Raw genomic sequence first — 13912 nt, forward strand, 5'->3', positions numbered from 1 at the left:
GACCCCGCCCCTCCCTGGCCCCCAGACCCACCCTCCCGACCCCGAGTGCACGGACCCCGCCCCCGGCATCCCGCTCGACCCTCCCGACCCCGAGTACACGAACCCCGCCACCCCCGACCCCCACCACCCACCCCACCCCACCCCGAACACAGAACCCCGACACCCCCTGGAGTCCCGCATGCAGCACTCGCCCCGGCCCGCCGTCCCCGCCGACATACCCGAGCTCGTCCGGCTTCGGGCCGTGGCGCTTGCCGCCCTCGGGGTGGACCCCGGGCCTCTCGATGCCGCCTGGCGGGGCGTCGCCCGCGGGTGGTTGCTCGAGCGGATCAGCGAACGCCCCGATGTGCACTGCCTGGTCGTCGGGGGAGCACCCGGCGAGCCCCTGCTGGCCACCGGCATGGCCTGGATCACGTACCACCTGCCCGGTCCCCGCTGGACCGACGGGCGGCGCGGCTACCTCGACGGGATCGTCACCGACGAGGGCGCCCGCGGACAGGGCCACGGCCGACGGATCGTCGACGGGCTCACCGCCTGGCTGAACGGCAACGGGATCCACTACATCCAGCTGCACGCCAGCTCCGACGGCGAGCCCGTGTACAAGGCGGCGGGCTTCGTCACCGGCCGCTACCCGGGAATGGACCTGTTCACCACTCCCCGGGACACCCCGCAGGCCGCCCCCCGCTCCTGATCGAGCGTCACGACCGCTCTTGCGGTTCCAGCCTCCCCACCCGGCCCTTCTCCCCCGCCGCCCAGCAGCCCCCGTCACCGGCGCAGTCGACGGTGTCGAACGAGCCCGGCGTCAGCGAGCGCCAGCTCCTGCCGCCGTCCGTCGTGACGTCCGTCCCGGTCGGGCCCACCGCCAGGGCCGCGTCGCGCAGGTGCGGGAGCCAGGCCGCGCCCGAGCGGTACGCGGGCGGCGGGGCGGCGGCCGGGCGCCAGGTGCGGCCCGCGTCCGCCGATACGGCCGCGGCCTGCGGGGAGGCCTCGCCGGTGCGGTAGTCACCGCCGACCGCGAGGCCCCTCGTACGGTCGCGGAAGGCCAGGGCGAAGACCCCCTTGGCCGGGTCGCCCGCCGGGATGCCCGATTCGGCGACCCGCCAGGTGCGGCCGCGGTCCGCCGAGTGCAGGATCCGGGCGGCCGCGCCGCCGCCCGTGGCCAGCCAGACGTCACGGGACCCGGCGCTCACCAGGCACTGGCCACTGGCCGCGAAGCCCGCCTCGCCCGGCAGGGCCTCCGGCATGCCCGTGCTCGGCAGCACCGACCAGTTCCGGCCGCCGTCGTCCGTCGACAGGATCCGGAACCTGCCGTCCACCGGGTCGCTCATGGCCAGCCCGTGCCGGGAGTCGAAGAAGGTGAGGCAGTCGTAGAAGGCGCGCGGGTCGGGGTTGCGGAAGGCCTCGGTCCATGTGGCGCCGCCGTCCTCGGTGCGCAGCACCCGTGACGCCTCGCCCTCGCCGATGGACAGGGCCACCGCGCGCCGTGCGTCGAAGGCCTCGATGTCGCGCAGCTCCAGGCCTTCCGCGACCGCGCCCGGCGGTGAGACGTCGTGCCAGCTGCGGCCGCCGTCCACGGTGCGCAGCACCGTGCCCTTGGAGCCGGCCACCCAGGCGGTGGAGCGGCTGACCGCGGCCAGTCCGCGGAAGCGGGAGTCCTTGCCGGTCTCCTTCAGCGCCCAGCCCACGCCCCGTAACCCCTGCACGTCCTGCCCCTGCGCGTCCTGCGCGTACGCCGGGGCGGCCAGCAGCCCCATCGTCAGAGCCGCCGCGCACATGCCAACTCCCAGAAGTCTCATGGCGCCGGAAGCTAATGCACCCCGGATCCGGCGTCCAGGGTGCATCCGGGCCGCCGGGTTCCTAGGCTGAGGCCATGCCCTCCAAGGAACCCAAGGCCTACGACGGCAAGCGGATCACCGTCACGTACGACACCGGCCGGTGTCTGCACGCCGCCGAGTGCGTGGGCGGACTGCCCGAGGTGTTCGACTCCGGGAAGCGTCCCTGGGTGCAGCCCGACGGGGCCGAGCCGGGGCGGGTGGCCGAGGTGATCCGTCGCTGCCCGTCGGGTGCGCTGCAGTACCGGCTCGCGGACGACGGGCCGGCCGAGGAGCCGGACCGGCCGACCACGGTCGTACGGTCGCCCGCCGGCCAGCTCGTGATGCGCGGCGATCTGCGCGTGACGACCCCCGACGGGACCGTCCGCAGGGAGACCAGGGCGATGCTTTGCGCCTGTGGAGTGAGCGGGAACCAGCCGTTCTGCGACCACTCCGGAGCGTGCGGCAGCGACTGAGGCCCCTTCGCACGCACCCCTCACACTCACTCGCACCGTCACTCTGTGCGATGAAACGGACGCGTTCCAGCCAATCGGTGACACAGCTCACGTCAGTTCGCCTGCACGGATTTGCCGATTCCGGCGTCTATCCGGTTGCCGGGTTCCACCCACGCCCGGCAGCAGATCCGCCGCAAGGGAGCGAGCCTTGATCACTGTTATCGAGCAGGCCGTGCAGGCCCGCCTGGTCGCCACCGCCCCGAAGGTCGAGACGGTACCCGTCACGCTCTGCTACGACCGTGCGGATCCCTTCGCCGTGCGCATGGCGTTCCCCGCCCCCGCGACCCTCGAGGGCGTCGAGGTGTCGTGGACCTTCGCGCGCGAGCTCCTCGAATCGGGGCTGGACGGTCCGGCGGGGTGCGGCGACGTGCGGGTGCGGCCGTACGACATCGACCGGACCACCATCGAGTTCCACGCGCCCGAGGGGGTGGCGATCGTGCTGATGCTGACGGCCGAACTGCACCGGTTCCTGGAACGGGCCGCGACGGTCGTGCCGCCGGGTCTGGAACACCTGTACCTCGACATGGACCACAGCCTGGCCGAGTTGATGCGCGACCCCCGCTGACGCCGCACCCCCCACCCCGACGCCGTTATTCGTTTGCGGGCGGCCCCGGCCGCCCGTAGTTTCACAGGCGCCCCACCGCCGTCGAAACGGAGCAGGACGTTGCTCTTCTGAGGTTCGAGACACCGACCGAACGCGCCGCCCCCGTCAGCACGCGCCCCCGGCCCCATCCCGGCCGTGACCGTGACGCCCTGACCGTGGCCGTATCCACCGTCGGCTGTCTCCCCGCGTTGCACGCACCACTCACGCAACCTGGAGGCCTCCATGAGCCATACCCCTGCTTTCATCACCTGTTCCGCCCTGTCCTTCGACTGGCCCGACGGCACTCCCGTCTTCGAGGACTTCCACCTGGCCGTCGGCCCCGGCCTCACCGGCCTGATCGGGCTCAACGGCTGCGGGAAGTCCACCCTGCTGAAGCTCATCGCGGGTGAACTGACGCCTTCCGACGGGCAGTTGTCCGTGGCCGGCACCCTCGGACACCTCCCGCAGGGCGTCACCCTCGACACCGCCCTGCGCGTCGACGAGGTGCTCGGCATCCGTGCCACCCGCGCCGCCCTGCACGCCATCGAGGCGGGCGAGGCCACCGAGGTGAACTTCGCCGCGGTGGGCGACGACTGGGACGTCGAGGAGCGGGCCCTGGCCGCCCTCGACCAGCTCGGGCTCGCCCGGATCGGCCTGGACCGCACGGTCGGCGAACTCTCCGGCGGCGAATGCGTGTTGCTGCGGCTCGCGGCCCTGCTGCTCGCCCGCCCCGACGTCCTGCTGCTGGACGAGCCGACGAACAACCTCGACCTGCGGGCCCGGCGCCGCCTGTATGCGGCGGTCGAGTCCTGGTCCGGGGTGATGCTGCTGGTCAGTCACGACCGGGAGCTGCTGGAGCGGGTCGACCAGATCGCCGACCTGCACGACGGCGAAGTCCGCTGGTACGGAGGCAACTTCAGCGCGTACGAGGAGCAGCTCGCCACCGAGCAGGACGCGGCCGAGCGGATGGTCCGGGTGGCGCAGGCCGACGTACAGCGGCAGAAGCGGGAACTGGCGGACGCCCACGGCAAATTGGCGCGGCGCAAGCGGTACGGCCAGAAGATGAACGACTCGAAGCGCGAGCCGAAGATCGTCATGGGCGCCCGCAAGCGCGCGGCCCAGGAGTCGGCCGGCAAGCACCGCATCCTGCACACCGAGAAGCTGGCGCAGGCGAAGGAGCGGCTGGACCAGGCGGTGGAGGCGGTCCGGGACGACGACGAGATCCGGATCGAGCTGCCCGCCACGCAGGTCCCGCCGGGGCGCCGCGTCCTGACCCTGAGCGATGTGCACCTGGCGCACGGGGCCAGGGTCGCGGGCGAATGGGAGCTGCGCGGTCCGGAGCGGATCGCGCTCGTGGGCCGCAACGGTTCGGGCAAGACGACCCTGCTGCGCACGATCGCGGGGCTGCTCGCTCCGGCATCCGGCGAGGCGGTGACCCATGTGCCGGCACGGTTCCTGCCGCAGCGGCTGGACGTGCTCGACGAGAGCCGTTCGGTGGTGGAGAACGTGGCGCGGTTCGCACCGCAGGCGTCGAACAATCTGATCCGGGCGCGGCTCGCGCACTTCCTGTTCCGGGGCGCCCGGGCGGACCGGCCGGCGGGCACCCTGTCGGGCGGCGAGCGGTTCCGGGCCGCGCTGGCGGCGCTGCTGCTGGCGGAGCCGGCTCCGCAGCTGCTGATGCTGGACGAACCGACGAACAACCTGGACCTGGCGAGCGTGCGGCAGCTGACGGGCGCGCTGGAGTCGTACGAGGGCGCACTGCTGGTGGCGAGCCACGACGTGCCGTTCCTGGAGTCGATCGGCATCACGCGGTGGCTGCTGCTCGACGGCGAGATCCGGCCGACCACGGCCGAGGAGGTGCGGGAGGCGCTCTGGGACGAGTGACGGGTGCGCCGGTCCCCGCCGTCAAGGAAGACGTCGGGGACCACCTGTCGGCGTGAGTTTCGCGCTCAGGCGCCCCTCTGGCACGCCCACAAACTGCATAGATAACCGGATGTAACCGGGCATATGAACGCCTGGGGCTTGGCGGCTCCTCACGCTCCGCTTAACCTACGGATTCGTAGGCTACGGAACCGTAGGTAATTCGCTTTGTCCCCAGGAGCACCCGTGACGATCACCTCTCCCCACCTCGGCAGCTCGGAGGCGTGGACCGACGCCAAGCTGCTGTACGCGCTGGAAGAGGTGGTCGAGCAGGAACTCAACCGCCATCTGAAGGTCACCAAGGACTGGATGCCCCACGAGTACGTCCCGTGGAGCGACGGCCGGAACTTCCCGGGCTTCTTCGAGGACGGCGAGGCCTGGGACCCGGAGCAGTCCAAGGTCACCGACATCGGCAAGATCGCGCTGGTGGTGAACCTGCTGACCGAGGACAACCTCCCCAGCTACCACCACGAGATCGCCACGCTCTTCGGGCGCAACGGCGCCTGGGGCACCTGGGTGCACCGCTGGACGGCCGAGGAGGGCCGCCACGGCATCGTGATGCGCGACTACCTGCTGGCCTCGCGCGCCGTGGACCCGGACAAGCTGGAAGCGTTCCGCATGCAGCACATGTCGGAGGGCTTCGAGTCCGACAACCGCCACTCGATGCTGCACTCGGTGGCGTACGTGGCCTTCCAGGAGCTCGCGACCCGCATCTCGCACCGCAACACCGGCCACCAGTCCGGTGACCCGGTCTGCGACCGGATGCTGGCCCGCATCGCGCAGGACGAGAACCTGCACATGATCTTCTACCGGAACCTGCTGGGCGCCGCCTTCGAGATCGCCCCGGACCTGACGATGCAGGCCGTGCGGGACGTCGTGGTCAACTTCCGGATGCCCGGACACGGCATGCCCGGCTTCGAGCGGATGGCCGCCCAGATGGCGATCGGCGGGGTCTACAACCTGCGGATCCACCACGACGACGTGCTGAGCCCCGTGATCCGCTTCCTGAAGATCATGGACATCGACGGTCTCGGCCCCGAGGGCCAGAAGGCCCAGGAGGAGCTGGGGCTGTTCATGAACGGCCTGGACTCCGAGGCCCGCAAGTTCGACGAGCGCCTGGCCGCCCGCGCGGCCCGTATCGCGGCTCGCAAGGCCTGACCGCTCGGACCGGTCACCGAAACCCTGGCAGAGCCGTACTCCGCCAGGGTTTCGCGCTGCGCAGCCGTCGGGCCCCGAAGCCGTCGGTCCCGCGCAGTCGTCGGGGCCGTCAGCTGCGCGGGCGCAGGGCGAGGCGCTCCGACTCCGAGAGGCCGCCCCAGACGCCGAAGCGCTCGTCGTTGGCCAGGGCGTACTCCAGGCATGCCACGCGGCCCTCGCACGCCCCGCACAGCCGCTTCGCGTCCCGCAGGGACGAGCCGGGCTCCGGGAAGAAGAAGCCGGGGCCCGTCTGGGCGCAGAGGGCGAGGTCGTACCAGGCGGGCGCGGTGGTGGCAGTGGTGGCGGTAGCGGTGTTCATCGACATGCCGCAGATCCTCACCGCCGCCGATGGACGTCCGATCAACGCCTGATCAACACCGGCCCGCTCTCCGGCCGCCGCAGGGCCTCAGGCCCCCTGTGCGGGAGCGCTGGCTATGACCGCGAACCGTGCTCCGTAGGGGTCCGCCAGCTTCGCGAAGCGGCCGACGCCCTCCATGGACACCGGCGACAGCCGGACCTTGCCGCCCGACTCCTCGGCCTTCGCTGCGGTCACGTCGCAGTCGGCGACCTCGAAGTACGGGGTCCAGTAGGGGCGTTCGGCATCCTCCACCGGGTCCGAGCCGATCGGGACCAGGCCGCCGAAGGCGGCGCCGTCGGGTGTGCCCGCCGCCTTGACCATCGTGTACGAGCCGCCCTCGAAGGGCATCTCGGTGATCTCCCAGCCGAAGACCGAGCCGTAGAAGGCCGCGGCCGCCTGCACATCGGCCGTGTACAGCTCGGCCCAGCACAGGGAGCCGACGTCGGTCACCGCTCCCAGGCCTTCGATCCTGCCCGGCTGCCAGATCGAGAACGTGACCCCCGCCGGGTCGGCGAAGATCGCCATCCGGCCGAGGCCCATGACGTCCCTGGGTTCGACGGCCACCGTGCCGCCCGCCTTGACCACGGCGGCCGCAGTGGCGTCCGCGTCGGAGCTCTGGAAGTACAGCGTCCAGGCCGAGCGGACCTCCTGCGGCGCGACGGCCATGCCGCCCGCCACCGTCTTGCCGCCGAGGTGGAACATCGCGTACCCGCCGGCTTCCTCGCCGCCCGGCCGGAAGTCCCAGCCGAACAGTCCGGTGTAGAACCCGGCGGCACCGTCGAGGTTGGGCGTGCCGAGGTCGACCCAGTTCGGGGAGCCGTCTTTGTAGTCCGTCGTGAGCATGACCCGTACTCCTTCCGTCCTCACTACGAGCATGGCACCCGCCACTGACAGCGGGCTCAGTCCTCGTGCTTCGCGCGGCTCGGCTGGACGCGCTTCGGCTCCCCCGGCATCTTCGGGTAGTCCGGCGGGTACGGCATGTCGCCCAGGCCGTGGTCGTGTTCGTGGCGGTCGGCCAGTTCCAGGGCCGCGTCCAGGGTGAAGGCGTGGTCGTCCATGTCCGCGTGCAGGTCGCCCAGTTCGGCGTAGCGCGCGGGCATGGTGGTGATGTCGAAGTCGCGGGGCTCGGCGGAGTCGATCTCGTCCCAGCGCAGCGGGGCCGAGACCGGGGCGTGCGGGCGCGGGCGTACGGAGTAGGCGGAGGCGATGGTGCGGTCGCGGGCGGTCTGGTTGTAGTCGACGAAGATCCGCTCGCCTCGCTCCTCCTTCCACCACGCGGTGGTCACCTTCCCGGGCATCCGCTGTTCCAGCTCCCGGCCGATCGCGATCGCGCAGCGCCGGACCTCGGTGAAGGTCCAGCGCGGCTCGATCGGGACGAAGACGTGCAGGCCGCGCCCGCCCGAGGTCTTGGGCCAGCCGCGCAGGCCCAGGTCCTCCAGTACGTCGCGCAGTTCGTGGGCGCAGATCACCGCGTGGTGGTAGTCGGTGCCCGGTTGCGGGTCCAGGTCGATGCGCAGTTCGTCGGGCCGGTCGGTGTCCTCGCGGCGCACCGGCCAGGGGTGGAAGGTCAGGCAGCCCAGGTTGGCCGCCCACAGCACGGCGGCGGGCTCGGTCGGGCAGATCTCGTCGGCCGTCCGCCCGGAGGGGAATTCGATGTGGGCGGTCGGGATCCAGTCGGGAAGGTTCTTCGGGGCGCGCTTCTGGAAGAAGGACTCGCCCTCCACCCCCTCCGGGTAGCGCTCCAGGGTGGTGGGCCGGTTGCGCAGGGCCCGGGTGATCCCGTCGCCGACGGCCAGGTAGTACTGCGCCACGTCCAGCTTCGTCAGGCCCCGCTCGGGGAAGTACACCTTGTCCGGGCTGGACAGCCGCACCGTCCGCCCGCCCGCGTCCAGCTCGATCGCATTACCGGATGCACCCATGTGCGCCACGGTAGGCGGGCCCGGCCAGGTGCGCATACCGGGCGGGTCGGGGCGTACCACCGCAGAATCTAAGACATGGATCTGCCCGTGATGCCGCCCGTGAAGCCGATGCTCGCCAAGTCGGTGGCCAAGATCCCGCCGGGTATGCAGTACGAGGCGAAGTGGGACGGCTTCCGGGCCATCGTGCACCGCGACGGCGACGAGGTGGAGATCGGCAGCCGCACCGGCAAGACCCTGACCCGGTATTTTCCGGAGCTGGTGACCGCATTGAGGGACAACCTGCCGGCCCGCTGCGTGGTGGACGGCGAGATCGTCATCGTGCACGGCGGGCGGCTCGACTTCGACCGGCTGACCGAGCGGATCCATCCCGCGCAGTCCCGTGTCGACATGCTGGCGCAGAAGACCCCCGCCAGCTTCGTCGCCTTCGATCTGCTCGCGCTCGGCGACGAGGCGCTCCTCGACACCCCGCTGACCGACCGCCGCACCGCCCTGACCGCCGCCCTGTCCAGCGCTCGGCCCCCCGTCCATCTCGCGCCCGCGACCACCGACCCCGCGCTCGCGCAGGAGTGGTTCGAGCGGTTCGAGGGCGCCGGGCTCGACGGGGTGGTCGCCAAACCGCTCGATCTCCCCTACCGGCCCGATGCCCGTCTCATGTTCAAGATCAAGCACGAGCGTACGGCCGACGCCGTCATCGCGGGATTCCGTTTCCACAAGAGCGGTCCGATCGTCGGATCGCTGCTCCTGGGCCTGTACGACGGCCACGGCGCCCTCCAGCACGTGGGGGTCTGCGCCGCCTTCCCGATGAAGCGCCGCGCCGAGCTGGTGGACGAGCTCGCACCGCTGCGGATGGCGGACACCGCCGGGCACCCGTGGGCCGCCTGGGCCGAGGAGTCCGCCCACGAGAGCGCCCGGCTGCCCGGCGCGCAGAGCCGCTGGACCGGCAAGAAGGACCTCTCCTGGGTGCCGCTGCGCCCCGAACGCGTCTGCGAGGTGGCGTACGACCACATGGAGGGCGACCGCTTCCGGCACACGGCCCAGTTCCGCCGCTGGCGGCCCGACCGGGCACCGGAGAGCTGTACGTACGCCCAGCTCGAGGAGGTCGTCGGCTACGACCTCGCCGAGGTCCTCGGCGGGGCCGCCGGCGCGTAGCCGGCCCGCCCCGGACCGGCGCCGCGGGGCTCCGCCCTCAGGACCCCGCCGTCAGCTTCTCCCACTCCTCCCGGTCCGGGCCCACCGCGTGCGGTGCGTAGCCGGGCCGGTCCGCCAGCCAGCGCGCCACCCGGGCCCGGACCTGCGGGTCCGCGTACGCCCGCTCCGGCGGCTCGGCCAGGTGCCGGACCCGGGCCCGGGCCCGCATCACCTCGGGATCCTCCAGGGCGCACTCGAACAGCGCGGCCACCTCGCGGGCCGTCCCCGTCCGCCCCGCCCGGGTCGCGAACCGCTCGCCGATGGCCGCGTCGGCCACCACCTGGAAGTCGAACCACGGCTTCAGGGTGCGCACGGCCCACGCGTGGTACTCGGCGGCGAACCGCGCCGATCCCGGGTCCTGGTGCGCCGTACGGGCCACCCTGCGGGCCGCCCACAGCGCGAGCGAGGTGCCCTGCCCGAGCGTCGGGTTGGTGTGCGTGATCGCGTCCCCGACCGGCACCAGTCCGGTCGCCACCGGCCCCTGCTCGTCGACGAGCGCGCTCCAGCGGTTGTCCAGGCTCGCCGTGGCCAGTACGCCGGACAGCGGTTCGGCGCCCAGGTCCAGCCAGGCCGCACCGGGCGGGAAGGCCCGGGCGGCGGCCTCGAACACGGCGGGATCGCGCAGCGCCGAGCGGGTGGTGTCCCGGGTGTGGACGAACAGGGTCACGGCGAACACCCGGTTGTCGGCCGGGAAGACCGCGCACCCGGCGAACGTGCCGCCGGTCACCGCCCACGGCCGGCGCGGCCCCTCCTCGAGCCCCTCGGGCAGCCGGTACCAGCGGCAGAAGTACGCCAGCCCCGTACGGTGGCGTTCGACGACCGCCGGGCGGCAGCCCGCCGCGGCCAGCAGCCGCTCGACCCCGCCGCGCCGCCCGCCCGCGTCCACGACGAGGTCCGCCGCGTACGTGCCCGCCTGCGTCGTCACGCCCGTCACCCGCACCCCGCAGGGCCCTGGCCCGGTCACGGCGGTCAGTCCGGTCACGGGCTCCCCGTGGTGCATCACCGCCCCCGGTTCGGCGCGCAGGGCGGTGGCCAGCGCGCTCTCCAGCAGGATGCGCCGGGCCTGCAGCATCACGAGGTCCTCGTCGCCGGGCCGCGCGGGCGGGCGTACCTCGAACCAGTCCAGCTCGTGCCGTTCGCGGGCGCCGAGCCGCAGCATCTCCGCGTGGACGTCGGGCAGTTCGTCCCGCAGCACGGTGCGGGCCGCGCCGAGCAGGGCGTGCGGCTGGGTGGCCTGCGGGACGCCGGGCCGGTGCCAGCCGAAGAAGTCCCGGTCGAGGGCGCGGCCCGGGGCGCGCGTGTCCCGTTCGAAGAGTTCGGCGGTGTGTCCGTGCCGCGCTGCGAGCAGCGCGGTCGCCAGCCCCCCGACACCCCCGCCGATGACCACCACATGTGCCATTGCGTGCCCCCCGAGCCTCTGAGCCGATGAACGGTACGAAGATCAGACCGCTCAGAGCTTGCACGGGCGGACCCTGGCCGAAACCCGCACACCTGTCCGATGCGCTACGCCCCGCCCGCGCTCCTGCCCGCGCGGTGGGCCTCGAGCGCCTGCCGGGTCTCCTCCTCGATCAGGTCGGTGTTGATCGCCACGGCCGTACGCACCCCCGCCGCGGCCGCGCCGGCCAGCTGCTCCATCGGGCCGGCCACGTTCCCGGCCGCCCAGACGCCCCGCAGTGCGGTGGCCCCGGTCACCGGATCCGCTTCCAGGCAGGTCCCGATCGCCGCCCCGGCCCGCTCCACGGTGGCGACCGGCAGCCCCAGACTCGCCGCCACCCCGGCGCGGGCGGTGAACCGCGGCCCCACCACGAGGGCCGCGCACGCCACGGTCCCTCCATCGGCCAGGGCCACCCCGGCCAGCCGGCCGTCGGCGATGTCGAGGCCGGTCACCTCACCCTGCGCCACCGCGATGCCGAGGGCGGCCAGCAGTTCCCGGTCCTCGTCGGTGAGCGGCCAGGTGTGGGACAGCAGGGTGACCCGGTCGCTCCAGTTCCGCCACATCTGCGCCTGGTGCACGGCGACCGGGCCGGTGGCCAGCACGGCGATCGGCTCGTCGCGGACCTCCCAGCCGTGGCAGTACGGGCAGTGCAGCACGTCCCGCCCCCAGCGCTCCCGGAGCCCCGCGATCCGAGGCAGCTCGTCCACCAGGCCGGTGGCGATCAGCAGCCGGCGGGAGCGGACCGCCGACCCGTCGGCGCACCGGACCAGGAAGCCGCCCCCGGGCAGCCGGTCGGCCGCGACGGCGGTGCCGGCCGCCCCGGACCGGATCTCGCCCCCGTACCCGGCGACCTCCGCCCGTCCCACGGCCAGCAGCTCCGCCGGGCTCGCGCCGTCCCGGCCCAGGTATCCGTGCAGGTGGGCGGCGGGGGCGTTGCGGGGGCTGCCGGAGTCGAGCACCAGAACCGACCGGCGGGCCCGGGCCAGGGTCAGTGCCCCGGCGAGTCCGGCGGTCCCGCCGCCCACGACCACCACGTCGAAGAAGCTCGCCCGCGCGTCGCTGACGCTGTCGATGTCGATGTCGCCGTGGATGCCGGCGTCGACGCCGATTCCGTCCGTTGTGTCGTCCATACCGGCGAGGGTGTGGCCGTGGGCACCCGCTTGACAAATGCTCTTGCCGAACCGGCAAATGGAGCCATGGCCACCGAGGAGCGGCCGCCACGCCGGCAAGGCGACCGGCGGCAGCAGGACGACGAGGAACTCGCGGACGTGCTGACGGCCGTCGGGCCACGGCTGCGCGCTCTGCGCCTGCAGCGCGGAAGCACCCTCGCCCAGCTCGCCGAGGCCACCGGGATCTCGCTCTCCACCCTCTCCCGGCTGGAGTCCGGGCAGCGCCGGCCGACGCTGGAGCTGCTGCTTCCGCTGGCCAGGGCGCACCGCGTGGCGCTGGACGAGCTGGTCGGCGCGCCGGAGACGGGCGACCCGCGGATCCGCCCGCGCCCCTTCGTCCGGCACGGCTGTACGTACGTGCCGCTCAGCCGCAATTTCGGCGGGGTGCACGCGTTCAAGCAGATCCTGCCGCCCCTGGACGGGCCGCTGGTCGACCCCGAGCTGCAGGTCCACGAGGGCTACGAGTGGCTGTACGTGCTCTCGGGGCAGGTCCGGCTGCTGCTCGGCGAGCACGACCTCGTGCTCGGCGCCGGGGAAGCCGCCGAGTTCGACACCCGCACCCCGCACGCCTTCTTCAACGCGGGACCGCAGCCCGCCGAGTTCCTCAGCCTCTTCGGGCCCCAGGGCGAGCGGATCCACGTACGGGCCAGACCCGCCACCCCACCGAAGCAGGAGAGCGGAGCACAGCGATGACGACGCCGAACGACCGGCCCGAACGCCCCGCCCGGGCCGTCCCGCAGCCCAACGCCGTCGTCGGCGTCGGGCTGGTCGTGGCCGACGCCGAGGGCCGGGTGCTCCTCGGGCAGGCGCACGACGGCCGCTGGGAGCTGCCCGGCGGGAAGGTCGACCCCGGGGAGAGCTTCGAGCAGGCCGCCGCCCGGGAACTGGCCGAGGAGACGGATCTGCGGGTGGCTCCCGGGGACGTCCGGATCCTGACCGTCCAGCTCTCCCCGGAGGCCGCGGTGACCCGCCTGACCGCGGGGGCCGTCACCACCGCCGCCGAGGGCACCCCCAGGGTCACGGAGCCGCACAAGATCCTGCGCTGGCAGTGGTTCGCCCCGGACACGATCCCGGATGCCCTGTACGCCCCCTCTGCGGCCGTCCTGCGCACCTGGCGCCCCGGGCTCGGGCCGACCCTGCCGCCCGTGCCGTCGTACGACTACCCGACGGCGTAGGGCCCGCCGCCACGGACCCGCCCGCAGGACCCGCCCGCAGGGGCCCGCCGACCTGCTGTGACATCTCCCACCCCCTCTTGCCACAGCAAAGAAGGCAAACCTAAGTTCAGACGTATGGCCCCACACCACCCCACACCCCCCACCGGCCCGGGCACCCCGGCGCTGGTCGACTTCACCGTCGACCTCACCGCGCAGGAGGTGCTCCGCCGGGCCCAGGTCATGGAAGCCCTCGGCTCCGACTGGGACCCGATCGAGGTACTGCGCGGCGAGGAGGCGGCGTACGACCTGCTGTACTCCGGCCTCGACGCGGAGCAGCAGCGCGTGTACGACGACCTGGTCGCGGCCGGAGTACTGCCCTCGCGCGGGGGCGGCCATGCTGCCGCTTGACCCGCAGGCGGACATCGGGCGCCGCGCGTGGGTGACCTGTCCCGGCTGCAACGACAGTCGCGGGTGCGAACCGTGCGCACAGCAGCGCACGTGCTCCGACCACTGGCGCTACCTGCTGTCCAACACCGGCAGCCTGCTGCACCTGCAGTGCCCGTCCTGCACCCACGTCTGGGTTCACGAGAGCGGTTTCGGCGCGACCCGTTCCCTGTGGAACCGCATCACGAGCGGCCGCACGGGGCTCTGACCGGGGCGTTCACC

Annotated in this window: 16 protein-coding genes; 10 read left to right on the forward strand and 6 right to left on the reverse strand. The window is 73.0% G+C overall.

The window, feature by feature from the left end; all coding sequences use genetic code 11:
• Positions 1-688: GNAT family N-acetyltransferase (locus tag ACFYXK_RS24845; RefSeq protein WP_389413080.1), on the forward strand; the 688-nt coding region annotated here is incomplete at its 5' end.
• Between the two features lie 7 nt (positions 689-695).
• Here the strand turns inward: ACFYXK_RS24845 and ACFYXK_RS24850 are convergent.
• Positions 696-1772 carry a WD40/YVTN/BNR-like repeat-containing protein gene (locus ACFYXK_RS24850; protein ID WP_389413081.1) on the reverse strand — a complete coding sequence of 359 codons (1077 nt, stop codon included), beginning with the start codon at positions 1770-1772 and terminating at the stop codon, positions 696-698.
• Between the two features lie 95 nt (positions 1773-1867).
• Here ACFYXK_RS24850 and ACFYXK_RS24855 point away from each other — a divergent pair, with 95 nt between their 5' ends.
• The 4 genes from ACFYXK_RS24855 (at position 1868) to ACFYXK_RS24870 (ending at position 5984) form a co-directional block, all read left to right on the forward strand.
• Positions 1868-2284, forward strand: coding sequence for a (4Fe-4S)-binding protein (locus tag ACFYXK_RS24855; protein WP_389413082.1), 417 nt, complete (start codon positions 1868-1870; stop codon positions 2282-2284).
• A 187-nt stretch (positions 2285-2471) separates the two neighbouring features.
• A complete protein-coding gene (locus ACFYXK_RS24860; protein WP_389413083.1) occupies positions 2472-2888 on the forward strand; it encodes an SsgA family sporulation/cell division regulator in 417 nt (138 codons plus the stop codon).
• A gap of 261 nt (positions 2889-3149) precedes the next feature.
• Positions 3150-4790, forward strand: coding sequence for an ABC-F family ATP-binding cassette domain-containing protein (locus tag ACFYXK_RS24865; protein ID WP_389413084.1), 1641 nt, complete (start codon positions 3150-3152; stop codon positions 4788-4790).
• Between the two features lie 222 nt (positions 4791-5012).
• Positions 5013-5984 (forward strand): acyl-ACP desaturase, encoded by a 972-nt coding sequence (locus ACFYXK_RS24870; protein WP_389413085.1) that lies wholly within the window; start codon positions 5013-5015, stop codon positions 5982-5984.
• A 109-nt stretch (positions 5985-6093) separates the two neighbouring features.
• On the opposite strand, the gene ACFYXK_RS24875 is transcribed toward ACFYXK_RS24870, so the two are convergent.
• From ACFYXK_RS24875 to ligD, 3 genes are all read right to left on the reverse strand, one after another.
• Entirely contained in the window at positions 6094-6348 is a 255-nt protein-coding gene (locus ACFYXK_RS24875) for a WhiB family transcriptional regulator (RefSeq protein ID WP_053790266.1), read from the reverse strand.
• Between the two features lie 81 nt (positions 6349-6429).
• Positions 6430-7224 (reverse strand): VOC family protein, encoded by a 795-nt coding sequence (locus ACFYXK_RS24880; protein WP_389413086.1) that lies wholly within the window; start codon positions 7222-7224, stop codon positions 6430-6432.
• Between the two features lie 56 nt (positions 7225-7280).
• Complete coding sequence (gene ligD, locus ACFYXK_RS24885; RefSeq protein ID WP_266997976.1) at positions 7281-8300, reverse strand: non-homologous end-joining DNA ligase; 1020 nt, start codon at positions 8298-8300, stop codon at positions 7281-7283.
• 75 nt (positions 8301-8375) lie between these two features.
• Between ligD and ACFYXK_RS24890 the strand changes: the two genes are divergently transcribed.
• Positions 8376-9449, forward strand: coding sequence for an ATP-dependent DNA ligase (locus ACFYXK_RS24890; RefSeq protein WP_389413087.1), 1074 nt, complete (start codon positions 8376-8378; stop codon positions 9447-9449).
• Positions 9450-9486: 37 nt separating this feature from the next.
• Here the strand turns inward: ACFYXK_RS24890 and ACFYXK_RS24895 are convergent, their stop codons facing one another.
• On the reverse strand, positions 9487-10887 hold the full coding sequence (locus tag ACFYXK_RS24895; protein WP_389413088.1) for an NAD(P)/FAD-dependent oxidoreductase: 1401 nt from the start codon (positions 10885-10887) through the stop codon (positions 9487-9489).
• A 104-nt stretch (positions 10888-10991) separates the two neighbouring features.
• Positions 10992-12053, reverse strand: coding sequence for an NAD(P)/FAD-dependent oxidoreductase (locus ACFYXK_RS24900; protein ID WP_389413089.1), 1062 nt, complete (start codon positions 12051-12053; stop codon positions 10992-10994).
• 66 nt (positions 12054-12119) lie between these two features.
• On the opposite strand from ACFYXK_RS24900, the gene ACFYXK_RS24905 reads away from it, so the two are divergent.
• The 4 genes from ACFYXK_RS24905 to ACFYXK_RS24920 all read left to right on the forward strand — a co-directional run bounded on the left by ACFYXK_RS24905 (position 12120) and on the right by ACFYXK_RS24920 (position 13898).
• Positions 12120-12785, forward strand: coding sequence for a helix-turn-helix domain-containing protein (locus tag ACFYXK_RS24905; RefSeq protein ID WP_389413090.1), 666 nt, complete (start codon positions 12120-12122; stop codon positions 12783-12785).
• On the forward strand, positions 12782-13267 hold the full coding sequence (locus ACFYXK_RS24910; RefSeq protein WP_389413091.1) for an NUDIX hydrolase: 486 nt from the start codon (positions 12782-12784) through the stop codon (positions 13265-13267). The genes ACFYXK_RS24905 and ACFYXK_RS24910 overlap by 4 nt, the downstream gene beginning before the upstream one ends.
• A gap of 114 nt (positions 13268-13381) precedes the next feature.
• Positions 13382-13654, forward strand: a complete 273-nt coding sequence (locus ACFYXK_RS24915) for a DUF6400 family protein (RefSeq protein WP_383510414.1) — start codon at positions 13382-13384, stop codon at positions 13652-13654.
• Positions 13641-13898 carry a hypothetical protein gene (locus ACFYXK_RS24920; protein ID WP_389413092.1) on the forward strand — a complete coding sequence of 86 codons (258 nt, stop codon included), beginning with the start codon at positions 13641-13643 and terminating at the stop codon, positions 13896-13898. The genes ACFYXK_RS24915 and ACFYXK_RS24920 overlap by 14 nt, the downstream gene beginning before the upstream one ends.
• Positions 13899-13912 lie beyond the last annotated feature (14 nt).

Source organism: Streptomyces sp. NPDC002209 (genome assembly GCF_042890265.1).
In the GTDB taxonomy this organism is placed as follows: domain Bacteria; phylum Actinomycetota; class Actinomycetes; order Streptomycetales; family Streptomycetaceae; genus Streptomyces.